The 25093-nt window shown below is 74.6% G+C and carries 22 protein-coding genes and 1 pseudogene; 17 read left to right on the forward strand and 6 right to left on the reverse strand.

Features of this window, described 5'->3' with window-relative positions:
• Window positions 1-46: 46 nt before the first annotated feature.
• The 3 genes and pseudogenes from ACFVIU_RS28790 (at window position 47) to ACFVIU_RS28800 (ending at window position 3310) form a co-directional block, all read left to right on the forward strand.
• Window positions 47-1467 (forward strand): annotated as a pseudogene (locus ACFVIU_RS28790) (amidase).
• Window positions 1468-1496: 29 nt separating this feature from the next.
• A complete protein-coding gene (locus ACFVIU_RS28795; protein WP_385846043.1) occupies window positions 1497-1715 on the forward strand; it encodes a hypothetical protein in 219 nt (72 codons plus the stop codon).
• Window positions 1716-1849: 134 nt separating this feature from the next.
• Window positions 1850-3310 carry an SPFH domain-containing protein gene (locus tag ACFVIU_RS28800; RefSeq protein WP_385846044.1) on the forward strand — a complete coding sequence of 487 codons (1461 nt, stop codon included), beginning with the start codon at window positions 1850-1852 and terminating at the stop codon, window positions 3308-3310.
• Between the two features lie 24 nt (window positions 3311-3334).
• Here the strand turns inward: ACFVIU_RS28800 and ACFVIU_RS28805 are convergent, their stop codons facing one another.
• Window positions 3335-3763 carry a hypothetical protein gene (locus ACFVIU_RS28805; RefSeq protein WP_385846045.1) on the reverse strand — a complete coding sequence of 143 codons (429 nt, stop codon included), beginning with the start codon at window positions 3761-3763 and terminating at the stop codon, window positions 3335-3337.
• 53 nt (window positions 3764-3816) lie between these two features.
• Complete coding sequence (locus ACFVIU_RS28810; protein ID WP_385846047.1) at window positions 3817-4491, reverse strand: helix-turn-helix transcriptional regulator; 675 nt, start codon at window positions 4489-4491, stop codon at window positions 3817-3819.
• 119 nt (window positions 4492-4610) lie between these two features.
• On the opposite strand from ACFVIU_RS28810, the gene ACFVIU_RS28815 reads away from it, so the two are divergent.
• The 6 genes from ACFVIU_RS28815 to egtD all read left to right on the forward strand — a co-directional run bounded on the left by ACFVIU_RS28815 (window position 4611) and on the right by egtD (window position 10317).
• On the forward strand, window positions 4611-5039 hold the full coding sequence (locus ACFVIU_RS28815; RefSeq protein WP_385846048.1) for a cupin domain-containing protein: 429 nt from the start codon (window positions 4611-4613) through the stop codon (window positions 5037-5039).
• A gap of 54 nt (window positions 5040-5093) precedes the next feature.
• A complete protein-coding gene (locus tag ACFVIU_RS28820; RefSeq protein ID WP_385846049.1) occupies window positions 5094-5540 on the forward strand; it encodes a type II toxin-antitoxin system PemK/MazF family toxin in 447 nt (148 codons plus the stop codon).
• Between the two features lie 343 nt (window positions 5541-5883).
• Complete coding sequence (egtA, locus tag ACFVIU_RS28825; protein WP_385846051.1) at window positions 5884-7245, forward strand: ergothioneine biosynthesis glutamate--cysteine ligase EgtA; 1362 nt, start codon at window positions 5884-5886, stop codon at window positions 7243-7245.
• Complete coding sequence (egtB, locus tag ACFVIU_RS28830) at window positions 7242-8579, forward strand: ergothioneine biosynthesis protein EgtB (protein WP_385846053.1); 1338 nt, start codon at window positions 7242-7244, stop codon at window positions 8577-8579. The genes egtA and egtB overlap by 4 nt, the downstream gene beginning before the upstream one ends.
• A complete protein-coding gene (gene egtC / locus ACFVIU_RS28835) occupies window positions 8579-9358 on the forward strand; it encodes an ergothioneine biosynthesis protein EgtC (RefSeq protein WP_385846054.1) in 780 nt (259 codons plus the stop codon). The genes egtB and egtC overlap by 1 nt, the downstream gene beginning before the upstream one ends.
• The gene (gene egtD, locus ACFVIU_RS28840; RefSeq protein WP_385846056.1) at window positions 9355-10317 is read left to right on the forward strand and encodes an L-histidine N(alpha)-methyltransferase; all 963 of its coding nucleotides are present in this window, start codon (window positions 9355-9357) and stop codon (window positions 10315-10317) included. Before egtC ends, egtD begins: the two co-directional genes overlap by 4 nt.
• Before the next feature lies 1 nt (window position 10318).
• Here the strand turns inward: egtD and ACFVIU_RS28845 are convergent, their stop codons facing one another.
• Window positions 10319-11578: an extracellular solute-binding protein gene (locus ACFVIU_RS28845; RefSeq protein ID WP_385846058.1), complete on the reverse strand. Its 1260-nt coding sequence runs from the start codon at window positions 11576-11578 to the stop codon at window positions 10319-10321.
• Window positions 11579-11771: 193 nt separating this feature from the next.
• On the opposite strand from ACFVIU_RS28845, the gene ACFVIU_RS28850 reads away from it, so the two are divergent.
• On the forward strand, window positions 11772-11987 hold the full coding sequence (locus ACFVIU_RS28850; RefSeq protein WP_385846059.1) for a dodecin: 216 nt from the start codon (window positions 11772-11774) through the stop codon (window positions 11985-11987).
• 24 nt (window positions 11988-12011) lie between these two features.
• Here the strand turns inward: ACFVIU_RS28850 and ACFVIU_RS28855 are convergent, their stop codons facing one another.
• Window positions 12012-12503: a hypothetical protein gene (locus tag ACFVIU_RS28855; RefSeq protein ID WP_385846060.1), complete on the reverse strand. Its 492-nt coding sequence runs from the start codon at window positions 12501-12503 to the stop codon at window positions 12012-12014.
• A gap of 169 nt (window positions 12504-12672) precedes the next feature.
• Between ACFVIU_RS28855 and ACFVIU_RS28860 the strand changes: the two genes are divergently transcribed.
• The 7 genes from ACFVIU_RS28860 to ACFVIU_RS28890 all read left to right on the forward strand — a co-directional run bounded on the left by ACFVIU_RS28860 (window position 12673) and on the right by ACFVIU_RS28890 (window position 23234).
• On the forward strand, window positions 12673-13680 hold the full coding sequence (locus ACFVIU_RS28860; RefSeq protein ID WP_385846061.1) for an LLM class flavin-dependent oxidoreductase: 1008 nt from the start codon (window positions 12673-12675) through the stop codon (window positions 13678-13680).
• 70 nt (window positions 13681-13750) lie between these two features.
• A complete protein-coding gene (locus ACFVIU_RS28865) occupies window positions 13751-13942 on the forward strand; it encodes an antitoxin (RefSeq protein WP_385846063.1) in 192 nt (63 codons plus the stop codon).
• Window positions 13943-13972: 30 nt separating this feature from the next.
• The gene (locus ACFVIU_RS28870; RefSeq protein ID WP_385846065.1) at window positions 13973-16309 is read left to right on the forward strand and encodes an ATP-binding cassette domain-containing protein; all 2337 of its coding nucleotides are present in this window, start codon (window positions 13973-13975) and stop codon (window positions 16307-16309) included.
• A gap of 93 nt (window positions 16310-16402) precedes the next feature.
• On the forward strand, window positions 16403-16819 hold the full coding sequence (locus tag ACFVIU_RS28875) for a CU044_2847 family protein (protein WP_385846066.1): 417 nt from the start codon (window positions 16403-16405) through the stop codon (window positions 16817-16819).
• 3 nt (window positions 16820-16822) lie between these two features.
• Window positions 16823-18967 carry a trypsin-like peptidase domain-containing protein gene (locus ACFVIU_RS28880; protein WP_385846068.1) on the forward strand — a complete coding sequence of 715 codons (2145 nt, stop codon included), beginning with the start codon at window positions 16823-16825 and terminating at the stop codon, window positions 18965-18967.
• Window positions 18964-19914 carry an AAA family ATPase gene (locus ACFVIU_RS28885; RefSeq protein WP_385846070.1) on the forward strand — a complete coding sequence of 317 codons (951 nt, stop codon included), beginning with the start codon at window positions 18964-18966 and terminating at the stop codon, window positions 19912-19914. Before ACFVIU_RS28880 ends, ACFVIU_RS28885 begins: the two co-directional genes overlap by 4 nt.
• A complete protein-coding gene (locus tag ACFVIU_RS28890) occupies window positions 19911-23234 on the forward strand; it encodes an SAV_2336 N-terminal domain-related protein (RefSeq protein WP_385846071.1) in 3324 nt (1107 codons plus the stop codon). The genes ACFVIU_RS28885 and ACFVIU_RS28890 overlap by 4 nt, the downstream gene beginning before the upstream one ends.
• 15 nt (window positions 23235-23249) lie before the next feature.
• Here ACFVIU_RS28890 and ACFVIU_RS28895 read toward each other — a convergent pair whose 3' ends face one another.
• The gene (locus tag ACFVIU_RS28895; protein WP_385846072.1) at window positions 23250-24098 is read right to left on the reverse strand and encodes a lysophospholipid acyltransferase family protein; all 849 of its coding nucleotides are present in this window, start codon (window positions 24096-24098) and stop codon (window positions 23250-23252) included.
• Complete coding sequence (locus tag ACFVIU_RS28900; RefSeq protein ID WP_385846074.1) at window positions 24098-24868, reverse strand: GNAT family N-acetyltransferase; 771 nt, start codon at window positions 24866-24868, stop codon at window positions 24098-24100. Before ACFVIU_RS28900 ends, ACFVIU_RS28895 begins: the two co-directional genes overlap by 1 nt.
• Window positions 24869-25093 lie beyond the last annotated feature (225 nt).

Here is a 25093-nt window from a genome sequence, read left to right on the forward strand (position 1 = left end):
ACTGTTCGGTAGACAAGGTCCCGGAGTCTCCCGGAGGTGCTCCGCCATGGTGTCCGATCCCGTCGCCGGTCTCGTGGAATCGCGCCGCGCCCTGCGCGAAGGAGCCGTGACCTCACGGGAGTTGGTGGAGCGGACGCTCGTCCGGATCGAGCGGACCCAGGGCACGCTGAACGCGTTCCGGATCGTCCGGGCCGAGGCCGCGCTCGCCGAAGCGGACGCGGCCGACCGGGAGTTGGCCGCCGGCGGACGGCGCCCGCTGCTCGGGGTGCCGGTCGCGGTGAAGGACGACATGGACGTGGCCGGCGAGCCGACCGCCTTCGGCTGCCGGGGGGACTTCCCGCCGGCGGCCGCGGACGGCGAGGCGGTACGGCGGCTGCGCGCGGCCGGCGCGGTGATCGTCGGCAAGACGAACGCCTGCGAGCTGGGGCAGTGGCCGTTCACCGAGGGGCCGGCGTTCGGTGAGACCCGCAATCCCTGGCACCCCGGGCACACCCCGGGCGGGTCCTCCGGTGGCTCGGCCGCCGCGGTCGCCGCCGGGCTGGTCCCGGCCGCGCTCGGCTCCGACGGCGCCGGATCGGTGCGGATCCCCGCCGCCTGGACCCATATGATCGGCATCAAACCGCAGCGCGGCCGCATCTCCACCTGGCCGCGCGCCGAGCCCTTCCAGGGCATCACGGTCAACGGCACCCTGGCCCGTACGGTCGCCGACGCGGCCCTGCTGCTGGACGCGGCGAGCGGCAACCACGCCCGGGACCCGCACCGGCCGCCCGCGCTCACGGTGGCGGACGCGGTCGGCCAGGACCCCGGCCGGCTGCGCATCGCACTCTCCCTGCGGCCGCCGTTCACCGCCGTACCCGCCCGGCTGGACCCGGGGATCCGCGCCCGGGTGACCGAACTCGCCGAGCTGCTGGAGCGGTTGGGGCACACGGTCGTACCGGCGGATCCGCCGTACGGGCAGATCGGGCTGACCTTCGTGCCGCGGGCCACCGCCGGTGTCGCCGAGTGGGCCCGCGAGGCGCCCGACCCGGCGCTGCTCGATCCGCGCACCCGGGGCACCGCCCGGCTCGGCCGGCTGCTCGGCGGGCCCCACTGCGGGCGGCCCGGCGGGCGGAGGCGGTGCTGCACCGGCGGATCGGCGCGTTCTTCGACACGTACGACGTGGTCCTCGCCCCGACCACGGCCGCTCCCCCGCCCCGGATCGGCGCCCTGCACCGGCTGGGCGGGACGGCCACGGAGCGGGCGGTGATCGCCGCCTGCCCCTACGCCTGGCCGTGGAACGTGCTCGGCTGGCCCGGCGTGAACATCCCCGCGGGGTTCGTCGGGGACGGTCTGCCGGTCGGGGCCCAGCTGCTCGGGCCCGCGTGCAGCGAGCCGCTGCTGGTCCGGCTCGCCGCCCAGGTGGAGGCGGAGCTGCGCTGGCACACGCACCGGCCGCCGCGCCGGGACGAGGCCGCAGGGGTCCTCTGACGCCGGCGTTCCGCCCGTACGCTGGGACCATGGACGATGTGTCGATGGTCGGGCTGCTCGGCCGGGTGACGGGCACGGTCGGGCCCGGGCTGGTCGGCGAGGTGATCGTGCGGGTGCGCGGCGGCGCCGAGCACTTCCTCGCCCACCCGGCCGACGGCACCGCCCGCCTCTCGCCCGGGACGGTGGTCACGGTGGTGGAGTACCTGCCGCCCAGGACGGTGTACGTCATCGCCGCCTACGACAGTTGAGCGGGCTGCGCCCCAGGTGAGGGCGGTGTGCGTCAAGATGGCAACAAGGATTCCCCGCCGTCTTCTCGGGGCGTCCGGGCGGGCGCACACTCCCTTCGTCCGGTGCCGGATCAGGCACCATGCAAAGGGGGCGAATGCCGATGATCGTCGGCGTCGTTGCGGGGGCGGTCGTGGTGGCCGTCCTCGTGCTGGTCGGTCTCTTCAAGCTGATGTGGCGGGTCGCCGAGCCGAACGAGGCGCTCATCATCTCCGGCTCCAAGCACCGTACGGAGGGCCTGGAGGAGGGGATGGGGTTCCGCATCGTCACCGGGCGCGGCACGCTGGTGCTGCCCGGGGTGCAGGCGGTGCGCAAGCTGTCCCTGGACCTGAACGAGACCGAGCTGCACGTGGACTGCGTCACGCACCAGGGCATTCCGCTGAAGGTGCGGGGCGTGGTCATCTTCAAGGTGGGCGACGACTTCGTGTCGATCGCCAACGCGGCCCGTCGTTTCCTGGACCAGCAGAAGCTGATGTCCGACCGGGTGCACAACGTCTTCGCCGGTCATCTGCGGTCCATCGTAGGCGGGTTGACGGTGGAGGACATGATCCGCGACCGCGAGAAGCTGACCGGGCAGACCCGGGCGGCCTGCGGTACCGAGATGGAGAAGCTCGGGCTGATCGTGGACTCGTTGCAGATCCATGAGATCGAGGACCCGACCGGCTACATCCAGAACCTGGCGATGCCGCACGCGGCGGCTGTGCAGCGGGACGCGCGGATCGCGCAGGCGGAGGCGAACCGGCTGGCCACCGAGGCGGAGCAGCAGTCGTTCGCGCGGATGGCGGAGGCCACCCGGGACAGCGAGATCCTTCAGGCCGGCTACCAGGCCGAGCGGGACAAGGCGGCGGCGAAGGCCCGGCAGGCCGGTCCGCTCGCCGAGGCCGGCGCCCGGCAGGAGGTGGTGGTGCAGGAGACCCGGGTCGCCGAGCTGGAGGCGCACCGGCGCGAGCAGCAGCTCCAGGCGGACGTCCGCAAGCCGGCGGACGCGAAGGCGTACGAGAAGCGGACGCTGGCCGAGGCCGAGCGCGATGCGCGGATCTCGGCGGCCGAGGCCAAGGCGAAGGAGACGGAGCTGGCGGCCGGGGCCGAGGCGACCCGGGTGAAGACGGCCGCGGCCGCCGAGGCCGAGGCGACCAAGACGCGCGGTGCGGCCGGCGCGGACGCCACCCGGGCCACCGGTCAGGCGGAGGCCGCGGCCGCGCAGGCGAAGGGTCTGGCGGAGGCCGAGGCGATCCGGGCCCAGGGTCTGGCGGAGGCGGAGGCCATCAAGGCGCGGGCCGCCGCGCTCGCCGAGAACCAGGAGGCGGTCGTCGCCCAGCAACTCGCGGAGAAGTGGCCGGAGATCGTGCAGGCCGGAGCGTCCGCGTTCGGCAATGTGGACAACATGGTGCTGCTCAACGGCGCCGACGGCATGGGCGAGCTGTTCGCGAAGGCGCTCACCATGGGCGGCACCGGCCTCGGTCTCGCCCGGAAGCTGCTGGCCACCATGGGCGACAACGCCCCGGCGGCACCGGCCACTTCGCCCTCCCTGCCGGTACCGGTGGACGAGGAGGACTGAGCGGAGCCCCCCGGAACACCACCGTCACCGGGTGTTCAGGGCCACTCCGAGTGCGATCAGGGCGGCGACCTTGGCCAGCTCCAGGGCCACGTACCAGAGGTGACTGCGCGAGCGGGGCAGGTCCTCGCCCGCCAGCACCCGGTCGGACCTGCGGTTGAGCAGCGGTCGTACGACGGCCAGCTGGGCGAGCAGGAGGGCCGCCGCGGCGCCGGTCGCCCAGCCGACGGCGGCCGTGGCCCCGCCCGCGGCGGCCACGGCGATCACCGCGACGGCGAAGACCGCCTCGACGGCGTTCAGCGCCCGGAACACCAGCCGGCCGATGCCGAGGCCGATCGGGATCGTCACGCCCGGCGCACGGAACTTCAGCGGCGCCTCCAGGAAGGAGATCGCCAGCACCATGCCGAGCCAGACGAAGGTGACCGCGCTCGCGGTGGCGGCGGACGTGGCGTTCATGAAGGGGTGCCTTTCTCCGCCGCGGGGCAGCGGGAGCGAGGGGCCGGGCGGGCTCAGGCGGCGGCCGGGCGCTCGGCCAGACGGGCCACGCAGGAGTCCGGTTCGGCGAAGGGTTCCAGTCCGGTGGCGGTCAGCGAGGCGTCGAGCCGCGCCAGGGCGCCCTGGATCAGGCCGAGATGGAGCGGGCACACCAGCCGGCCGCGTTCCTCGGCCAGTTCGAGGAACGGGCAGTGGTGCAGCCGGATCCGCTCCGGTGGGCCGTCCGGCTCCGTCGCGCCCTCCGGGCGGGGTGCGAAGCCCAGGTCGTCCAGGAGGGCGACCAGTCCGGCCGCCGCACGCGCGGACGTGGGCCGCTCGAACGGCGCCGGCGGGTCCACCAGGAAGCGGCCCCACTCGCGGCCGGTCTCCAGCGCCTCCGCGTGTGCCTCGGCCGGATCGGCGGCCGCCCAGCGGCTGAGCAGCATCCGCGCCAGGAGGGGGTACGAGCGGGTGCCGCCGCGGGGCATGCCGGGGCGGGGCGTGTAGACGGTGCGCGGCCTGCCGGGTCCGGACGGTGCCTCGGTCCGGCGCTCGACCAGGCCCTCGGCCACCAGGGCGTCCAGATGGAAGCGGACGGTGTTGGGGTGGATGCCCATCCGCTCGGCCGTCTCCGTGACACCCAGCGGTGCGGGCGCGGCACGCAGCGTGTCCAGCACCTCGCGCCGTCGTGGGCTCTCCCGTGTGGCCATGTCCGGGCACCCCGCTCTCACCTGCGCTGATTTTTCACGAATCCTACATGTATTAATGAGTAGAGTGCGGGCGGGGGTAGTCGGGCACGGGGGACGACGAGAGCCGAGAGGAACAGCAGATGAGACAGCAGTCCGCGATCGGGAACCGGCCGATCGGCGGCCTCGGGCCCGAGCCTGAACCGCGTCTGCTGTGCGACGCCCGGGCCCTGGCCGAGGCGCCACCGGTCCCCTCGGGGGTGCTGTGGAAGCTGGCCGAGAGCGGGCGCCAGCTCGACGCCAACGTGGTCCGGCTCGCCCCGGACACCCGGGTCGCCGCGCACGCCGAGCCCCGGCTGGACGTGCTGCTGATGGTGGTCGCCGGGGACGGCGTGCTCGGACAGGGCACGGCGGAGGAACCGCAGCCGCTCGCCGAGGGGGTCCTGGTGTGGCTGCCGCACGGCGCGACGCGCAGCATCACCGCCGGGCCGGGCGGGCTGACGTATCTGACGGTGCACGTGCGCCGCCCCGGCATGGCCATCGGCCGGCGCGCCGACACCGCATCGGAGTAATCCGCGGGGTCCGGCGGCTCGTTGCGGCATGATCCGTACCACTAGGGTGCCGCCGTGACCACGTTTACCGATGAGAACGTCCCCGGCCGTTACGGCCCGCACGCCACCACCGAGGCCGACCCGCGCGAGGTCGGCCGGGTGCGCACCGAGTACTCCCCGGCCCACGACGGCGACCCGGACCCCGGCGAGATCGTGTGGACCTGGGTGCCCTTCGAGGAGAACGACGGGCGGGGCAAGGACCGCCCGGTGCTGGTCGTCGCCCGGGAGGCGGCGGGCACCTTCCTCGCCGTACAGCTCTCCAGCAAGCGGCACGACGGCGACCGCGAGTGGGTGGCGATCGGCAACGGGCCCTGGGACCGGTCCGGCCGGGACTCCTGGGTGGACGTGGACCGGGTGCTGAGGCTGCACGAGAGCGGCATGCGCCGGGAGGCCTGCGCGCTGGACCGGATGCGGTTCAACCTGGTGCGGCAGCGGCTGCACGAGCGCTACGGCTGGACCTGACCGGCCGCCGCGGGGCTGCCGCGGACGTCCGCTTCCGGGGCGGTTCCGCGCGGGCCGGCGCTCACGGCGCCACCCCCGTGGACGCCGTGACCACGGCCCGCGCGGTCTCCCCCGTCGTGCTCACGCAGGCATCCTGGGCGATGCTGGTGATGCGGTGCAACGGAGTTTCCCGTCCCCGGGAACGTCCCGGGAACGGGCACGGAAACGGGGATGACCGATCCGGAACATCCGGCAGGGCACCCTTGTGCGAACCGGCGCGAGGGTCTTGGGTGGAACGAGTGCCGGCCCGGACCACCCTGGACCGGGCCGGTGACATGGTGGTGTCTCTCAGGAGGATCCCGACATGTCTGATTCCAAGAGCGACGGTGGCGACTGTACGGAGTCCCGGACAGCCTTCACCGACGCCGAGGTGGAAGCCCTGGTCAGGGGCATCTGCTTCAAGACCGGACCGCCCCGGGCGCTGGGTGTGGAACTGGAGTGGCTCGTCCACGAGCTGCGGACGCCGCAGCTTCCCGTGAGCTGTGACCGGCTCGAAGCGGCCTACGCCAGGCTGCGGGCCGTACCCCTGGGCTCGGCGCTCACCGTCGAACCCGGCGGCCAGCTGGAGCTCAGCTCGCCGCCCGCCGCCTCCCTGATGGAGTGCGTGGACACCGTCTCGGCCGACCTGGACGCCGTCCGCGCCGTGCTCGCCGAGGACGGCCTCGGCATCCTCGGCATCGGCCACGACCCCTGGCACGCGCCCCGCAGGTTCCTGCGGGAACCGCGCTACGACGCCATGGAGGCCTGCCTGGACCGCACCGGTCCGGCCGGCCGGCACATGATGTGCACCTCGGCCTCCGTACAGGTGTGCGTGGACGCCGGCCACGAGGAGCCCGGCCCGCTGGGCCATGTACGGCGCTGGTGGCTGGCGCACCAGCTGGGCGCGGTCCTGGTGGCCGCGTTCGCCAACTCCCCGCTGATCGGGCGCCGGCCCACCGGCTGGCGGTCCACCCGTCAGCTGCTGTGGACGGAGATCGGCGCCGGCCGCGCGGGCGCTCCCCCGCTGGACGCCGACCCGCGGGCCGCGTGGGCCCGGCATGTGCTGGACGCCCCGGTGATGTGCGTCCGCCGGGAGAGCGGGCCGTGGGAGGTGCCCGAGGGGCTCACCTTCCGCGAGTGGACCCGCTCCCGCACACCCCGGCCGCCGACCCGGGCGGACCTGGACTACCACCTGACCACCCTGTTCCCGCCGGTCCGGCCGCGCGGCCATCTGGAGCTGCGGATGATGGACGCCCAGCCCGGCCCGGACGGCTGGATGGTGCCGCTCGCGGTGACGGCGGCGCTGTTCGACGATCCGGCGGCCGCCGAGGCCGCGTACCGGGCGGTCAAGCCGCTCGCCGAGCGGTCGCTGGGCCTGCCCGCCCCGCACAACCCGCTGTGGGTGGACGCGGCCCGGCACGCCCTCGCCGACCGGGAGCTGCGCGAGGCCGCCGACGTCTGCTTCGCGGCCGCCCTGGAGGCGCTGCCCCGGCTCGGCGCGAGCGATGCCGTCCTGCACGCCGTGAGCGCCTACCGGGACCGCTACGTCGCCCGGGGCCGCTGCCCCGCCGACGACCTGCTGGACGGACTGGACGAGGACGGACCGAGCGTTCGCGAACTGAACGACCGGGTACTGAGCGGGGGCGGCGCCCCCACCGCCTCCGGGAGGAAGGACATCCGCACATGACGGCCCCCGAGACCGACACCTCCGCCACCGGCGGCGATCCGGACCTCCTGCGGGCCCGGGCGCTCGCCTCGCTCACCGCGGCCCGGGACCGCACCACCCTGCTGACCAGCTGTGTCGAGGACCCGGACCTCACCGCGCAGCACTCCCCGCTGATGTCGCCGCTGGTGTGGGACCTCGCGCACATCGGCAACCAGGAGGAGTTGTGGCTGCTGCGGGCGGTCGGCGGCCGGGAGGCGATGCGCCCGGAGATCGACACCCTGTACGACGCCTTCGAGCACCCGCGCGCCGAGCGCCCCACGCTGCCGCTGCTGCCGCCCGAGGAGGCCCGCCGGTACGCGGCCGAGGTGCGCGACCGGGCCCTGGACGTGCTGGCGGCGGCCGACTTCCACGGCACCCGGCTGACCGCGGCCGGGTTCGCCTTCGGCATGATCGCCCAGCACGAGCAGCAGCACGACGAGACCATGCTGATCACCCATCAGCTGCGCACCGGTCCGCAGGCCCTGACCGCCCCCGATCCGGCGCCGGCCCCGCCCTTCACCGGGCCGCCCGACGTGCTCGTCCCCGGCGGCCCCTTCACCATGGGCACCTCCGCCGAACCCTGGGCGCTGGACAACGAACGCCCCGCGCACACCCGCGAGGTGGCGCCGTTCAGGATCGACACCACCCCGGTGACCAACGCGGCCTACCAGGCGTTCATCGCGGACGGCGGCTACGACACCGAGCGCTGGTGGGCGCCGGAGGGCTGGGCGCACATCCGGCGGCACGGGATCTCCACGCCGCTGTTCTGGCGGCGGGACGGCGGCCAGTGGCTGCGCCGCCGGTTCGGCGTCACCGAGGTGGTGCCGCCCGACGAGCCGGTGCTCCATGTGAGCTGGTACGAGGCCGACGCGTACGCCCGCTGGGCCGGGCGCCGGCTGCCCACCGAGGCGGAGTGGGAGAAGGCCGCCCGCCACGACCCGGTCACCGGCCGCTCCCGGCGCTACCCCTGGGGTGACGCCGATCCGGAGCCGGTCCACGCCAACCTGGGCCAGCGGCACCTCGGACCCGCCCCCGCCGGCAGCTACCCGGACGGCGCCTCGCCACTGGGCGTACGGCAGCTGATCGGTGACGTGTGGGAGTGGACGTCGAGCGACTTCCTGCCGTACCCGGGGTTCCGGGCGTTTCCGTACCGGGAGTACTCGGAGGTGTTCTTCGGCTCCGACTACAAGGTGCTGCGCGGCGGTTCGTTCGCCGTGGACCCGGTGGCCTGCCGGGGCACGTTCCGCAACTGGGACTACCCGATCCGGCGGCAGATCTTCTCCGGCTTCCGCACCGCCTGCTCGGAGCCCTGCTGATGTGCCGTCACATCGCCTATGTCGGCCCGGAGACACCGCTCGGCACGCTGCTCGTGCAGCCCCCGCACAGTCTGCTGCGACAGTCGTGGGCGCCGCGCCGGCAGCGCTACGGCACCGTCAACGCCGACGGCTTCGGGGTGGGCTGGTACGCCCCGGACGATCCGGTGCCGGCCCGCTACCGGCGGGCCGGGCCGATCTGGGCGGACCTCTCCTTCGCCGACCTGGCCCGGGTGGTGCGCTCCGGCGCCGTGCTGGCCGCCGTCCGCGACGCGACCCTCGCGGGCGCCGACGCGGAGGCCGCGGCGGCGCCGTTCGCGGCCGGGCGGTGGCTGTTCAGTCACAACGGCGCCATCGCGGGCTGGCCGGACACGGCGGCGCCGCTGCTGTCCGCGCTGCCCCCGGCCGAGCTGCTCGCGCTCGCGGCCCGCACCGACTCGGCGTTCGTCTGGGCGCTGGTCCTGCACCGGCTGCACTCCGGCGACGAGCCGGACCTGGCGCTGGGCGAGACGGTGCGGCTGGTCGCCCGGACGGCGCCCGCCGCCCGGCTGAACCTGCTGCTGACCGACGGCGACACGATCGCCGCCACCGCCTGGGGCGACAGCCTCTGGTACCGCACGGAGCCCGGTCGCGGGACGGTCGTCGCCTCCGAGCCGTACGACGACGACCCGCTCTGGCAGGAGGTCCCCGACCGCACCGTGCTCACCGCGAACCGCGCCGGCGTGCTGCTCGCCCCGCTGGAGGATCCGGCGCCCGCAACCGAGAAGGAGCCCTGCCGTTGAGTCCCCTGCACGTCACCCGCACCCTCCCCGAGGACGCCACGGACGCCGCGCTGCGCGCCGACGTCCTGCGCGGCCTCACCGCAAACCCCAAGTCGCTGCCCCCGAAGTGGTTCTACGACGCCCGCGGCAGCAAGCTGTTCGATGAGATCACCGAGCTGCCCGAGTACTACCCGACGCGCGCCGAACGGGAGATCCTCGCGGTCCGCTCGGGCGAGATCGCCGCCGCGAGCGGTGCCCGGACCCTGGTCGAGCTGGGCTCGGGCTCCTCGGAGAAGACCCGCTATCTGATCGACGCGCTGACCGGGCTCGCCGCCTATGTCCCGGTGGACGTGAGCGAGAGCGCCCTGCGCCAGGCCGGGCAGGCGCTCGTCGCGGAGCGCCCGGGGCTGGAGGTGCACGCGCTGATCGCCGACTTCACCGCCCCGCTGGCGCTGCCCACCACGCCGGGGCCCCGGCTGCTGGCCTTCCTCGGCGGCACGATCGGCAATCTGCTCCCGGCCGAACGCGCGGAGTTCCTGGCCTCGGTGCGCAGGCTGCTCGCCCCGGGCGACGGGCTGCTGCTCGGCACCGACCTGGTCAAGGACGAGCGGGTGCTGGTCCGGGCGTACGACGACGCGGCCGGTGTGACGGCCGCCTTCAACAAGAACGTGCTGGCCGTCATCGACCGCGAGCTGGGCGCCGACTTCGACCCGGACGCCTTCGCGCACGTGGCTCTGTGGGACGCCGAGCGCGAATGGATCGAGATGCGGCTGCGCTCCCGTACCGCGCAGACCGTGAAGGTGCCCGCGCTCGGTCTCGCCGTGGAGTTCGCGGCGGGCGAGGAACTGCGCACCGAGGTGTCCGCGAAGTTCCGGAAGGAGGGTGTGACCCGTGAACTCGCCGCGGTGGGCCTGGACCTGACCCACTGGTGGACGGACGAGCAGGGCCGGTTCGCGCTGTCGCTGAGCGTGGCGCGCTGAGTCAGCCGAGGTCCGGAGCGAGCGCCTCGGTGATCTTCCGGGAGGCCCTGCGGGCCTCGGTCGCCGGGTCCGCCCCGGTCAGCACCCGGGTCATGTACCGCTTGATCGGGTTGTCGGCCTCGACATCGGCCCACTGAGGGGTGTTCGGGGTCGCCCGGCCGTGCGCCGCGCCCACGGCCATGGCGGCGACCCCCGCCTCGTCCGCGACGGAGGCGGCGAGGGCGCTCCTGTTGGGCACGTAGTTCATGGTGCGGGCCAGTTCGGTGTCCCACTTGGCGCCGGTGAGCGCGCCCACCACGGCGGTGGCGGCGAACTGGTCCTTGGTGTTCTCCGGGACGACCAGGTCGGAGCCGCCGGTGAAGACCGTGCCGGGCCGTGCGGCGGTCGGGCCGGGCACCGGGAAGAAGCCCAGCTTGCCCGTCAGCCCCGGGTTCTGCCGCACGATCGCCTGGGCGAGCCCGGGTACGGCGACGATCTGGGCGACCTTGCCGCCGGCGAACACGCCGGCCTGCGGCGGGTGTTCCTCGTCGGCGTCCACCGGCCCCGCGCCCAGCGCCTGGAGCCGCCGGTAGAAGGCCATGCCACGCAGCGCGGCCGGGGTGTCCAGGGCACCCTCCCACACGTGGTCCCGCTGCCGGGCCAGATCGCCGCCCTCGTCCCAGATGAAGCCGGACAGGGTGTACCAGTCCTGGCCGGCCAGGTAGATGCCCTGGTCGCCACCGGTGTCGAGCCGCTCGGTGTCGGCGAGCCACTCGGCACGGGTGCGCGGCGGCCGGGTGATCCGGGCCCGGGCGAAGAGGTCCTTGCGGTAGATCACGACGCGGTTGGCCGCGTACCAGGGGATGCCGTACTGCTTGTTGCCGTCCTTGCCGGGTTCGGCGAGGCCGGGCAGCCAGGTGTCCATGTCCCAGTCGCGCATCGCGTCCAGCGTCAGGTCGGCGAGCCGGCCGCCGTCGGCGTACAGCGGCACCTGGGTGTTGCCGACCTCGATGACGTCGGGGCCGTGCCCGGAGTGGTCCTGGAGCGCGGCGCGCACCTTCTCGACGATGCCGGTCCACTGCTGGATGCGGATGTCCAGGCGCAGGTCCTGGTGGGTGCGTTCGAAGTCGGCGGTGAAGCGTTCGAGGAAGTCCGCCGAGGCGCTGTCCTGCATCAGCCACACGGTGACGGTCTTCCGCTCGTGCCCGCCCGGCAGCAGCCCGCAGGCGCCGAGGAGGGATCCGGTGACACAGAGGAGGGCGAGCAGGCGACGACGTCTCACGAGGGGTCCTGTTCTGTCTGGCCTGGGCGGTGCGGACAGGGCGGGGTCCCGGCGTGGGGGGTCGAGCAGCCGGTGCTCGAACGGGGTGTGCTGGATTTTGGTATGGACCAATGCGGAGGTCAAGGTCCCGTGGGAATACGGCCCCTGGCCTCGACGCCGTGCGGGCCGGGCCCGGATGCGGCACCGTGGAACCATGTCGAACCACACATACCGGCTGACCGAGATCGTCGGCAGCTCCCACGAGGGCGTCGACCAGGCCATTCGCAACGGCATCGACCGTGCCGGCCAGACCCTGCGCAACCTGGACTGGTTCGAGGTGACGCAGATCCGCGGCCAGCTCGACAACGGGCACATCGAGCACTGGCAGGTGTGTATGAAGGTGGGCTTCCGCATCGAGGACGAGGACTGACCCGCCCGGGCGCCGGGCCGGGTCTCAGGTACGGCCCTCGCGCTCCTGGGCCTCCTCCAGGGCTGCCGACTTCACCGCCCACCGGGCCCGTACGACGGTGAACCCGGCGCGTTCGGCGTCGTCGCAGACGAGATCGTCGTCGTCCACCAGCATCCGGACCTCGCGGTCCCGGGCGAGCCGGCGCAGCGTCTCCAGTTTGGTGAACCGGGCCGGCCTGCGGTCGGAGTTGCTCCGCATGTGCACCCGCCCCTCGGGCAGCCCGTGCTGCGCGAGCCAGTCGAGGGTGTCCCGGCGACACCGCTCGGGGCGGCCCGTCAGATAGACGACCTCGCAGGTGAGGGCGGTCTCCACGGCCAGCGCCACCCCGCGCTCCAGCGGCGGGTCCTGGGGCGCGGCGGCGAAGAACGCGTCCCAGTCCTTCGGCCGCGTGGTCAGAAAGCGCTGCCGGTGGGCGGTGTCCGCGAGGGTGTTGTCGAGATCGAACACGGCGATCGGCCGTCTGCTGTCATCGCTCACACCCGAACCCTAACCAGCGCCCCCCACTTCGCCACGCCCCCGGCCATCCCGGTGCCGACCGGCACACAGTGGTCAACCACCTGTCAGCGCCCCGCACCCCACCATGCCACCCGCCCAGCCACCCTCCCGGCAGCGGGAATCCCCGGGACTCGTACGCGTTGAACCCTGTGTGAGCAGCGCACTGATCGACCGGACCCGGTTCTCCGTTCTCGACCGTTCCCGTACGCGCGAGGGCCGGCCGCCCGGTGAGGCGTTGCGGGACACCGTCGCGCTGGCGCGCGAGGTCGAGGCGCGCGGTTACCACCGCTTCTGGGTGTCCGAGCACCACGGTGTGCCCGGCGTCGCCGGTTCCGCGCCGACCGTGCTCGCGGCGGCGGTCGCCGGGGCCACCCGGAGGATCCGGGTCGGTACCGGCGGGGTGATGCTGCCCAACCACCGGCCCCTTGTCGTCGCCGAGCAGTTCGGGGTGCTGGAGGCGCTGTTCCCCGGCCGCATCGACATGGGGTTCGGCCGGTCCGTCGGCTTCACGGACGGGGTGCGCAGGGCGCTCGGCCGGGACCGGGGCGACGCCGAGGACTTCGCGGCACAGCTGGGCGAACTGCTGGAGTTCTTCACCGGGACCTCGCCCACCGGGGTGCACGCCCGCCCGTCCGAGGGTCTGCGCGTACCGCCGTTCGTGCTGGCGATCGGCGAGGGCGCCGCGATCGCCGCCCGCGCCGGTCTGCCCCTGGTCATCGGGGATCTGCGGGGCCGCGAGAAGCTGCTGCGCGGGATCGACCAGTACCGCTCGCTGTTCCGGGCCTCCCCCTGGGCGGCGGAGCCGTACGTCGTGGTCTCCGGCACCGTCGCGGTCGCCGGCACCGAGCAGGAGGCGCGCCGGCTGCTGGTGCCGGAGGCCTGGTCGATGGCGTACGCGCGCACCCATGGCACCTTCCCGCCCCTCGCCCCCGCCGAGGAGATCGAGGCCCGCGCGATGACCGTAAAGGAGCGGGACCTGTACGAGTCCGGGCTCGCCCGGCACATCGCCGGCACCGCCGAACAGGTCGCCCGGGAGCTGGAGACGGTGCTCAAGGAGACGGGCGCCGCCGAGATCCTGGTCACCACCAGCACATACGACCGTGCCGCGCTGCTGGACTCCTACCGGCGGCTCGCCGGGCTGTTCGCGCCCGGGTCCTGAGGGCCCGAGATGCGAACCGCGCCCGGCCCGGTGACCCTGGGAGGGAACCCAAGCGACGAGGAGGGCTGCCATGTCCATGCTGGACAAGCTCAAGGGTCTGCTCAAGGGCCACGAGGACCAGGCCCGGATGGGCGTCGACAAGGCCGGTGACGCCTTCGACGCGCGGACCGGGAACAAGTACCAGTCGCAGGTCGACGACGCACAGCGGCGCATCGACGAGCAGCTGGGCCGCGACCAGGGAAACCCCCCTCCGCAGGCTTGACCGGACATGGGCGGGTAGAGTCTTGCCCCCATGCACCACCCCCATGACCCGTACGTCCGCGTCCGCGGCGCCCGTGAGCACAACCTCAAGGGTGTCGACGTCGACATCCCGCGGGACGTCCTGGCCGTGTTCACCGGCGTGTCCGGCTCGGGGAAGTCGTCCCTGGCCTTCGGCACCCTCTACGCCGAGGCCCAGCGGCGCTACTTCGAGTCGGTCGCGCCGTACGCGCGCCGGCTGATCCACCAGGTCGGGGCGCCCAGGGTCGGCGAGATCACCGGGCTGCCGCCCGCGGTCTCCCTCCAGCAGCGGCGCTCCGCCCCCGGCTCCCGCTCCTCGGTCGGTACGGTCACCAACCTCTCCAACTCCCTGCGCATGCTGTTCTCGCGCGCCGGTGACTACCCGCCCGGCGCCGAGCGGCTCGATTCGGACGCGTTCTCGCCGAACACGGCGGCGGGTGCCTGCCCTGAGTGCCACGGCCTCGGCCAGGTGCACGAGACCACCGAGGAACTCCTGGTCCCCGATCCCACGCTGTCCGTCCGCGAGGGGGCCGTCGCCGCCTGGCCGGGCGCCTGGCAGGGCAAGAACCTGCGGGACATCCTGGACACGCTCGGGTACGACGTGGACCGGCCCTGGCGTGAACTGCCCGCAGAACAGCGCGAGTGGATCCTGTTCACCGACGAGCAGCCGGTCGTCACCGTGCACCCGGTACGGGACGCCGACCGCATCCAACGGCCGTACCAGGGCACGTACATGAGCGCCCGCAGGTATGTGCTGAAGACCTTCTCGGACACCAAGTCGGCCACGCTGCGGGCGAAGGCGGAGCGCTTCCTGACGAGCGCGCCCTGCCCGGCCTGCGGGGGCAGCCGGCTGCGGCCCGAGGCGCTGGCGGTGACCTTCGACGGGCGGACCATCGCCGAGCTGGCGGCGCTGCCGCTGACCGACCTGGCAGCGGTTCTCGCCGACAGCGGCGGCACCCGAACCGCCCAGGTCCTCACCGCGGACCTGGAGTCCCGGATCGCCCCCGTGGTCGAGCTGGGTCTCGGCTATCTCAGCCTCGACCGGGCCACCCCCACCCTCTCGGCGGGCGAGCTGCAACGGCTGCGGCTCGCCACACAGTTGCGCTCCGGGCTGTTCGGCGTGGTGTACGTGCTGGACGAGCCCTCCGCCGGACTGCACCCGGCGGACACCGAGGCGCTGCTGACGGTGCTGGACCGGCTGAAGGCGGCGGGGAACTCGGTGTTCGTGGTGGAGCACCACCTGGAGGTGGTGCGCGGCGCCGACTGGCTGGTGGACGTGGGCCCCGGGGCGGGCGAGCACGGCGGCCGGGTGCTGTACAGCGGGCCACCGGCCGAGCTGGCGTCGGTCGAGGAGTCGGCGACGGCCGCCTTCCTCTTCGACGAGTCACCGGGCCCGGCGCGGGCGGTCCGCGAGCCGCGCAGCTGGCTGACGGTGGGACCGGTGACCCGGCACAATCTGCGGGCGGTGACCGCCGCGTTCCCGCTCGGCGCGTTCACCGCCGTCACCGGTGTCTCCGGCTCCGGCAAGTCCACGCTCATCGGCGCGCTGACGGAGGAGGCGGAGGGCGTCGACCGGCTGGTCCGGGTCGACCAGAAGCCGATCGGGCGGACCCCGCGCTCCAATCTGGCCACGTACACCGGCCTGTTCGACGTCGTACGGAAGGTGTTCGCGGCGACCCCCGCGGCCGAGGAGCGCGGCTACGGCGTCGGGCGGTTCTCCTTCAACGTGGCCGGCGGGCGCTGTGAGACCTGCCAGGGCGAGGGGTTCGTCAGCGTCGAGCTGCTGTTCCTGCCGAGCACCTACGCGCCCTGCCCGGACTGCGGCGGCGCCCGCTACAACCCCGAGACGCTTCAGGTGACCTACCGGGGGCGCAGCATCGCCGAGGTGCTGGACCTGACCGTGGAGGCCGCCGCGGAGTTCTTCGCGGACAGCCCGGCCGCCGCGCGCAGCCTGGGCACACTGCTCGACGTGGGGCTCGGCTATCTCCGGCTCGGCCAGCCGGCGACCGAGCTGTCCGGCGGGGAGGCGCAGCGGATCAAGCTGGCCAGCGAGTTGCAGCGGGGCCGGCGCGGTCACACCCTGTACCTGCTCGACGAGCCGACGACCGGCTTGCATCCGGCCGATGTCGAGGTGCTGATGGACCGGCTGCACGGGCTGGTCGACGCCGGGCACACGGTCGTGGTGGTCGAGCACGACATGACGGTCGTCGCGGGCGCCGACTGGGTGATCGACCTCGGTCCGGGCGGCGGCGACCGGGGCGGCCGGATCGTGGCGGCCGGGCCGCCGCAGCAGGTGGCCACCGCGCCGGACAGTGCCACGGCGCCGTATCTGGCGCGGGTGCTGCCCTGAGTCCGGAGTGCGACGGGTGCCCAATGCATCAATGACGTAACCGAGTTGGGCATCCCGCGGTCCCATCCGTCGCTCGTGACCATACTGGTGATCGTGTCCTCATCACCCGATCTCTCGCCCGATCCCGCACCCGGTCTCGCACTCGACGACGGCACACCGGTCCGGTTCCTGCTCGCGCCCGGGGAGGGCGCGGCGGCCCTTCCCGCGGACGACGATCTGCCGGAGGGCATGGGCCGGGTGGTGCCGGTCGGCGCGGGCGGCCGCGCCGTCGCCAACTTCGCGGCCGCCGCACTGCGCGGCGCGCTGAGCCCCATCGGCCCGCTGCTCCAGGAGGTCCACGACGCCGCCACGGCGGTGCCCGACCCGCCCACCGAGCTGAGCGTGACCTTCGGTGTGCAGGTGGGCCAGGACCTCAAGTTCGGGGTCGTCGGGGCGGCCGGGCAGGCGCATCTCACCGTCACCGCCAGCTGGAAGCCGGGCCCGGGCCCCGCATCGACGCCCGCGGGGTGACGGGTGGGGTGGTTCGCTGCCGCGGGGGACGGCTTCGCCGATCCCTCCCTGCATGTCGTGTCGGTCCGGCGCGCCCATGACGGCAAGTCCGCCGGGGCGGGCTTCGTCCTGGGCCCGGACACGGTGCTCACCTGTGCGCATGTCGTCAACGCGGCGCTCGGCCGGGACATGTTCGACTCCCGGGCACCCGTCGTCGACGAGGTCACGGTCGATGTCTCTTACGACAGGCAGGCCAGACAGAGCCACCTCGCCCGGGTGGCGCACTGGATCCCGCCGCGCGCCCCGGACGGCGGCGCGGTGCGCGCGGGCAGCGTCGAGTGGCGCGGCGACCTGGCGGTGCTGCGGGTGGACGCGCCGGCCGCCGGGCTGCCGCCCGCGCCCCGCCAGGCCGCCCTGTCCGTCGGGCAGAAACTGGCCGCCTGGCACGGCAGCGGCAACCCCTCCACCCTCGCCCGGCTCACCGTCGCCGGTCTGCACGGCGCCCTGGCCTATGTGGACGGCGCGCCCACCGGCATGGCCGTCAGCCCCGGCTACAGCGGCGGCCCGCTGTGGTGCCGCAAGGAGCAGGCGGTGGTGGGGGTGGTCGTCGGGCACTTCCTGCCGGTGGACGCCGCCGGACGGCCGCTGCCGCCCAGCTTCCAGCAGGTCATCCGGCGCAGCTGGGTGCTGCCCTGGCAGGCCGTGGAGGCCGAACTGCGCCCGCTCGGTGCGCTGGACGGGCTGCGGCCGGAGCGGGTCGACCCCGACGACCACGCCTACTGGCTGCTGCTGCGGACCATCGAGGACGCGCTGCCCTCGCCCAGCACGCGGGGCGACTACGCGCGGCGGCTGGCCCGGCAGTGCGGGGTGGGGCACGGCAGTGACGTGGTGCCGCCCACCCCGGAGGAGTTCGCCGCGTTCCTGCTGACGCATCCGCGGGCGCTGGCCGCGCTGAGCGGGATCCTGCGCCGGGACGATCCCGGCGCCACCGACCGGCTGCTCCTGGCCGGCGCCCAGTCCCGCACGCCCCGGCTGCTGTCCCCGGCCGAGGACACCGAGCTGCGCGGGCACCTGCGCGCGCTCGGCCCCGCGCTGCTGAGCCGCTTCCCCGAGGTGGTCCGGGCCGCGCTGCCGCATCTCGCCGCCCGGCCCGGCGGCGGCACCGTGGAGGGGCTGCTCGACCAGCTGGAGGCCCTGTCCGGTGACGGCCGTGCGAGCGACGGGGAGCGCCGGGTCCCCGCCCTGCTGCGGGTGGTGGAGTACGTCGCCGCGCTGGCCCCGGACACCCAGCGGGCGCTGTTACGGATGTGGGCGGACGGGGTGGCCGCCCGGCTCGGCATCCAGCGCTCGGCGCTCGGCGAACGGCGCTACGACGCCCAGGAGTGGGCCCGTACGGCAGCCGGCCGGGACGCCCGGGTGCGGGTCCTGGTGCAGGTGACGAAGGCCGGCCGGAACCGGCACCGGCTGCGGATCTGGTGCGACGAGGGCGCCGGTCCGCGGCAGGTCTCCGCCGAGAGCACGACGTCGTACTCCGCCTCGGAGGCGGCCCGTGAGGTGCTGCGCGTCCTGGACTCGCTCACCCCGCCGGCCGAGGACGAACGGCCGCCCCTGGTGGAGGTGCTGGTGGACCGCAGCGCGCTGAACCTGCCCGTGGACGAGTGGGCGGTCCGGGACCCGGCCGAACTGGTGCCCGGGGTGCTGGGGGTGGAGTTCCCGCTGGTCGTGAACTGCCCGGAACTCCTGCGCCGCAACGGCCGGTTCGTCTCCCGCTGGCGCAGCCGCTGGAGCCGCCTGGACTCCGGCAAGACGCTGGTCGTGGACGAGCCGCTGGACCGGGACACGCTCTACTCCCGGCTTGTCAACCAACTCGACACGGTACGCGTCTCCGTGGACGTACCCCCCGGGCCGCCCCGGGACCGCATCGTGCAGACCTGTCTGGCACTGGGCATACCTGTGGTGATGTGGGACCGCCGGGAGGACGGGGGTTCGCACAGCGTCCGGCACATGGAGCGGGTCGCCACCCGCGAACTGCCCGACGGCGTCCACCACTACCGCGCCAACGCCCAGGCCAATCCACCCGAGTTCCCCGGGCGTCCGGTCCTCGCCTGGGCCGACGCCGACCGCACCGTGCCCCGACTGCACCTGTCCGAACCCCAGGAGGGCCCATGACGTCCGGTTCCGACGCCGACTGGCGGCTGTTCCGGGGTGACGGCACCCCCCGGGCCGTCGCCCTGCCCGCGGCGCCGCCCTGGCGCCGCTTCACCCCGGAGCGCGCCCGGCGCCCCGGACTGCCGTACGTGATCGACCCGCGGCACGCCGACATCGTCAACGCGGCACTGCACCTGCGCCGTCCGCTGCTGGTGACCGGCCCCGCGGGCACCGGCAAGTCCTCCCTGGCCCGGGCCGTCGCGCACGAGCTGTGCCTCGGCGAGCTGCTGCGCTGGTCCGTCACCAGCCGCTCGACCGTGCCGGACGCGCTGTACGTGTACGACGCCATCGGCCGGCTGCGCGAGACCACGCTGAGCCGGGACCGCGGCGAGAGTGAGCCGTCCATCGGCCAGTTCATCCGGCTCGGCCCGCTCGGTACGGCGCTGGTGGCGTCGGCCGCGCCGCGCTGTCTGCTCATCGACGAGATGGACAAGGGCGACGTCGACCTGCCCAACGACCTGCTCACCGTGTTCGAGGAGGGCTACTTCGAGATCAAGGAGCTGGTCCGGCTGCCGGAGGGCACCGCCGACGTGGAGGTGCAGACCTCCGACCACCGGGGCACGGTCCGGGTGCACCAGGGGCTGGTGCAGTGCGCGGAGTTCCCCGTCGTGATCATCACCAGCAACGGGGAGCGGGACTTCCCGCCCGCCTTCCTGCGCCGCTGTCTCCGGCTGGAGCTGCCCGTGCCGGACGAGGAGCGGCTGCGCACCATCGTCGCCGCGCACCTCGGCGAGGAGGCGCTGCGGGAGGCGGACGACCTGATCGACGTGTTCCTGCGCCGCCGCGCGCTCGGCGAACTCGCCACCGACCAGCTGCTCAACGCCGTGTTCCTGCGCACCGGAGGTATCGACCTGGACGCCGACGGCCTGCTGGACGCCGTACTGCACCAGCTCACCGGGGCGTTGTGACCGTGCCGGGCGGGGGTGAGCGGATCGCCGAGGTGCTGCGGGTGCTGGCCGCCTGCGGCCGTGACCTGGACGCGGAGCAGGTCCTCGACGTGCTGTGGCTCGCCCGCCGGCTGCCCGCGGGCGCGGAGGCGCCGCTGCTGCGGGAGCCGCCGCCCACGCCGGGCCGTCCGGCCGAGGTGCCGGCCCCCGAGCCCGGCGAGACCGCCCCGCAGCCGCCCACGCCGACCCCGGACGACCCGGATCTGCCCGACCTCACCTCGCCCTCCCTGTACGGGGCGGCCGACGAGGGCACCGCCGTGGAGGTGCGGCTCGCCGCGTCCGCCCCCGAGCCCCGGCGGGCGATGCCGGTGCGGGTGCCGGAGGACAAGGCACTCGCCGACGAGCTGGAGCTGGGCCGGGCGCTCCGGCCGCTGCGGCGCCGCCTGGACAGCCGCCACCGCACCGAGATCGACGAGGAGCGCACCGCCGCGCAGCTCGCCGAGACGGGCCTCGCCGATGTGGTGGAGCGGCCGGTGCGGGAGCGCTGGCTGAATCTGGTGCTGCTGGTGGACGACGGTCTGTCGATGCTGCTGTGGCACCGGCTGGGCGCCGAACTGCGCACCCTGCTCGAACGGCTGGGCGCCTTCGGCACCACCCGGGTCCTCGGCCTCGACTCCCGCGGGTCCCGCGCGCCCTGTCTGCGCGCCCGCCCGTTCCGGCCGGACAGCGGCGCCCTGCCGCTGAGCACGGTGAACGATCCCTCCGGCCGCACCCTGGTGCTGGTCGTCAGCGACGGCATGGGCTCCGCCTGGCGGTCCGGCGCCCTGCACCGGCTGCTGGCGCGGTGGGCGGCGCACGGACCGGTCGCCGTCGTGCAGACGCTGCCGCCGGACATGTGGGAGGCGTCCGGGATCGCCGCGGAACGCTGGCAGGTCACCACGCGGCGGATCGGCGGCGCCAACACGGCCTGGGAGATCAGCGATCCGGTGCTGCCGGAGTTCGACGGCGTGCCGGTGCCGGTCCTGGAGCCGTCCGCCGAGTCGCTGCGCGGCTGGGCCCGGCTGCTCGCCTCCCCCGGCACCACCGTGGAACTGCCCCTGCTGACCCGCCCCGACCCGTACGGCAGCGTGACCGCCGCCCGGGGGCTGACCAGCGCCCAGCACTTCCGGGACGCGGCCACCCCGGAGGCGTACCGGCTGGCGGCGCATCTCGCGGCGGTCTCGCCGCTGTCGGTGCCGGTGATGCGGCTGGTGCAGTCGGCGGTGCCCTGGCCGGCCACCACCTCGCATCTCGCGGAGGTGTTCCTGGGCGGCCTGGTCCGGCCGCACCCGGCGCCGGTGCCCGGCCCGCTGCCCGTCAAGCACCGGGTGTTCGACTTCTCCGAGGAGTCCAAGGCGGTGCTCCTGGACTCGGTGCCACAGGCCGAACTGCTGCGCACCAGCCGGCGGATCGGCGCGCACCTGGAGGAACTCGCGGGCAACTCCCCCGACTTCCCGGCCTGGCTGGCGCATCCGGACGGCTCCGCCCGTCTGCCCGGCACCCACCAGCCGTTCACCAGTGTGGAGCGCCGGCTGCTCGCCCGTTTCGGGGTGTCGTTCGAGCGGACGCCGGGACTGCCCGGTTCCCGGACGGAGGCCGCCGCGCCGTCCGGCGACGACTGGATGCCGCTCACCGACGCGGACCCGGTCCGGCTCGGCGGCTACACCCTGCACGACCGGCGCCGGGGCCGCCGTACCGTGCTCTACCGGGGCGTGGACCGCAACGGCGGCGAGGCGGTGCTGCGCGTTCCGCGGCCCGATCTGCCGGCGGCCAACGCCCAGTTGATCGAGGTGGAGGCGGAGGCGCTCGCCCGGTTGCAGGGGCAGTACGCGCCGGCGCTGCTCGCGACCGGGCTCTCCGACTCCCCGCCGTGGCTCGCGATGGCACCGGTCCGCGACGGCGACACCACCGGGGAACCGCAGCGGCTGTCGGAGGTGTTCGCCCGCTCCCTCCAGCGCGGCACCGCGCCGTTCGACCTGGTGCGCGGGCTGCTGGTCTCGTGGCATCTGGCGAACGCGCTGGCGCTGTGCCACGCCGGCGGCCTGGTGCCCGCCGACTTCGGCATGGACAGCGTCTATGTGCTGCGCCGCACCGTGATCCTCGCCGATCTGTCCGACTACGCCGTCGACGGCCGCTGGGTGGGCCCGGGTTCCGCGCCGACCGTCGCGGACAGCATGCGGGCGCTGGGCTCGCTGCTCCAGCTGATCAGCAGCAAGGCCGGCGTGGACGTGCCCAACCTGCCGGAGGGCATGCATCTGTGGCAGGGCGACGGCTGGGAGCCGCTGCGCGTTCTCGTGCTGCGCTGTCTGGGCGACGACCCGGCCGCCCGGCCCACCGCCAGCGAGGTCGCCGACGCGCTCGCCAAGTACATCGCGCTGGCCCGGGCGCGGTTCGCGGGCGACGTCCCGGTGCCGGGCCCGCAGGCCGGCACGCGGCCGCCGGAGCCCGTGCCGCTCACCCCGCCGAAGCCGGCCGTGCGGGCCGAACCGCTGCTGGCCCTGCCCCGCTTCGGCACCGCGCGCAGAGAAGCGCTGGGCCGCCTGGCGCGGCTGCGCGCCCCGCTGCGGCACAGCCTGCGGGTGACGCTGATCGGCGCCGGCCACTACAGCGGCCGGGCCACCGCGACGATGGCGCTCGGCTCCCTGCTGGCCGGGGTGCGGGCCGAGCCGGTGCTCGCCTTCGACGGGGCCGCCACCGAGGGCGCGCTCGCCTCCTTCCTGCCGCGCGACCGCAACCGGGCGGTGCCCCGGGACCTGGCCGCCCTGCCGTTGGAGCCGTCGTACGAGGAGATCCGGGCGCTCACCACCCGGCTGCCCTCCGGCCTGGAGGTGCTCGCGATCCGCCGGGGGCACAACGGGCCCAACTCCACGCACGCCCAGGAGTATGTGCGGGTGCTGGCCCATACGGCGCCGTACTACTCCCTTGTGCTGACCGACTGGGCGCCCGTCCGGCTGACCCCGTCGGCGGACGTGGTCCTGGACCTCACCGACCGGCTGGTGGTGTGCTGCGGCACCACGCACTGGCTCCAGGGCGCCGTGGTGCGCACCTTCGAGGAGCTGCGGGCGGCCGGCCGGCACCGTCTGGCGGACCAGGCGGTCGTCGTGGACACCCGGACGGACGGCTCCAGCCGGCGCGGGGTGCCCAGGGACGTCCACCGGCAGCTGAACATCCGGCCGGAGCAGGTGGTGCAGGTGCCCTTCGACACCGCGCTCCAGTCACCGCGGTGGGAGCTGAAGGACCTGCGCACGGCCACCGTCCAGGCCTATCTGCGGCTGGCGGAGCAGGTCGTACGGCCGGTTTAGGGCCTTTCTCTCGGATCAGGTCGGCTGCGGCGCGGGCGCCTTCTGGCCCACCCGAGCGGGGTCCGGCACGGTGTGCGTCCGGTCCGGTTCGCCCACGCGGGCGGGCTGGGCGGCCCTGGCGAGGGATGCGCGGGTGGGGTGGCGGCCGGGCGGGATGGCCGGGAGGATCTCCACCTCGGCCCTCAGGTCCCGGGCGCGGGCGACCCGCCACAGGGAGGCGAACAGGGTGTCCTCGCCGACGAACGCGGCCGCGGTGCCGGGTCCGCCGCCGTCCTGCCGGTACCGCAGGCGGACCGGCTGTACCGGCACGTCCGCGTCCAGCGCCGCCTGGAAGACGGCCCGGCGGAAGGGGCCGTGGGCCCGCCCGCACCAGGTGCTGCCCTCGGGGAACGCGGTCACGGCCGCCCCTTCGCGCAGCGCGGCCGCGATCCGCCCGACCGTCCCGGGCAGCGCGCGCAGCCGGTCGCGTTCGATGAACAGCGCTCCGCCGCGCGCGGCGAGCGCGCCGGCCACGGGCCACCGCCGGACCTCGGCCTTGGCGAGCATCCGGGCCGGGCGTACGGCGGTGAGCAGCGGGATGTCCAGCCAGGAGACGTGGTTGGCGACCAGCAGCACCCCGCCGGCCGGCACGGCGGTGCCGGTGAAGCGGACCCGGACCCCGATGGCCCGGACGATCGCCCGGCACCACCGCCCGACCCATGCTGCGGGGATCCTCCCGCCGAGCGGCGACAGCACGATCCCGGCCAGCACCAGGGCCGCGACCGCGGTGAGCCGCAGCACGGCCCGAGGTACGGCCGCGGCGGCCCGGGCCCGTTCCACGCAGGCGCCCGGGGTGCAGGGCGCGCTGGGCAGCCAGACGCTCATCAGGCGGGCACGAGGGAGAGGAAGTGCCGCAGATAGCGCGGGTTGACCCGGCGCATCGACAGCAGCACATACAGGTCGGCGACGCCGAAGTCCGGGTCGTGCGCGGGCTCCCCGCACACCCAGGCGCCGAGGCGGAGGTAGCCGCGCAGCAGGGCGGGCAGTTCCGTCCGGTCGGCGGGGGCCTCGGCACCCGGGTGCCACGGCAGCAGCGGCCGTACCCGGAACTCCTCGGGCGCCATGTGCCGCTCGCGTACCCGGTGCCAGGTGGCGGTGGCGAGGGCACCGCCGTCGGCGAGCGGCACCGAGCAGCAGCCGGCCAGCCACTCATGGCCCCGGTCGGTCATGTAGCGGGCGATGCCGGCCCAGATCAGGCCGATGACGGCGCCGTCGCGGTGGTCGGGGTGCACACAGGAGCGGCCGACCTCGACCAGGCCCGGGCGGATGGCGTCCAGTGCGCCCAGCTCGAACTCGCCCTCGGAGTAGAGCCGGCCGGCGACCGCGGCCCGCTCCGGCGGCAGCAGCCGGTAGGTGCCGACGACCTGCCCGGTCGCGGTGGAGCGGACGAGCAGGTGGTCGCAGTAGGCGTCGAAGGCGTCGGTGTCGTACCCCGGCTCCGGGCCGGCCACCAGGGCGCCCAGCTCACCGGCGAAGACATCGTGCCGCAGCCGCTGCGCGGCGCGCACGTCGGCCTCGTCCCGGGCGAGGGTGACGGTGTAGCCGGCGGGCGCCGCGGGCTGCGGGGGGCGGTGGAGCGTGGACAGGCCGGTCATGGCTCTCTCCTGGTCGTGGGCCGGTACGGCGACAGGGGCGGCGGGCTGGTGGCGCACGGCCCGCTGTCTCTGTTCTTCCGACGCCGGTTGGCCGGTGTGTGACCGCGACCGGGAGAGTGGATGTGGGAATGCTGAACGCCGGGATGCGACGGGTCCCGGAAAACCAGACGGGACCGGGAGGAGCACCTCTCCCGGTCCCGCCCGTTCACCTTCCCCGGCGAACGT

The organism is Streptomyces sp. NPDC127190 (genome assembly GCF_042672505.1).
Taxonomy (GTDB): domain Bacteria; phylum Actinomycetota; class Actinomycetes; order Streptomycetales; family Streptomycetaceae; genus Streptomyces.

Excerpts from the sequence above, each read along its gene's own strand:
- ACFVIU_RS28810 (WP_385846047.1), bottom strand. The coding sequence starts at position 4,491 with ATGGCCACACGGGAGAGCCCACGACGGCGCGAGGTGCTGGACACGCTG.
- egtB (WP_385846053.1), top strand. The coding sequence starts at position 7,242 with ATGACGGCCCCCGAGACCGACACCTCCGCCACCGGCGGCGATCCGGAC.
- ACFVIU_RS28815 (WP_385846048.1), top strand. The coding sequence starts at position 4,611 with ATGAGACAGCAGTCCGCGATCGGGAACCGGCCGATCGGCGGCCTCGGG.
- ACFVIU_RS28850 (WP_385846059.1), top strand. The coding sequence starts at position 11,772 with ATGTCGAACCACACATACCGGCTGACCGAGATCGTCGGCAGCTCCCAC.
- egtA (WP_385846051.1), top strand. The coding sequence starts at position 5,884 with ATGTCTGATTCCAAGAGCGACGGTGGCGACTGTACGGAGTCCCGGACA.
- ACFVIU_RS28895 (WP_385846072.1), bottom strand. The coding sequence starts at position 24,098 with ATGAGCGTCTGGCTGCCCAGCGCGCCCTGCACCCCGGGCGCCTGCGTG.
- ACFVIU_RS28900 (WP_385846074.1), bottom strand. The coding sequence starts at position 24,868 with ATGACCGGCCTGTCCACGCTCCACCGCCCCCCGCAGCCCGCGGCGCCC.
- ACFVIU_RS28800 (WP_385846044.1), top strand. The coding sequence starts at position 1,850 with ATGCCGATGATCGTCGGCGTCGTTGCGGGGGCGGTCGTGGTGGCCGTC.
- egtC (WP_385846054.1), top strand. The coding sequence starts at position 8,579 with ATGTGCCGTCACATCGCCTATGTCGGCCCGGAGACACCGCTCGGCACG.
- ACFVIU_RS28865 (WP_385846063.1), top strand. The coding sequence starts at position 13,751 with ATGTCCATGCTGGACAAGCTCAAGGGTCTGCTCAAGGGCCACGAGGAC.
- ACFVIU_RS28795 (WP_385846043.1), top strand. The coding sequence starts at position 1,497 with ATGGACGATGTGTCGATGGTCGGGCTGCTCGGCCGGGTGACGGGCACG.
- ACFVIU_RS28870 (WP_385846065.1), top strand. The coding sequence starts at position 13,973 with ATGCACCACCCCCATGACCCGTACGTCCGCGTCCGCGGCGCCCGTGAG.
- ACFVIU_RS28885 (WP_385846070.1), top strand. The coding sequence starts at position 18,964 with ATGACGTCCGGTTCCGACGCCGACTGGCGGCTGTTCCGGGGTGACGGC.
- ACFVIU_RS28805 (WP_385846045.1), bottom strand. The coding sequence starts at position 3,763 with ATGAACGCCACGTCCGCCGCCACCGCGAGCGCGGTCACCTTCGTCTGG.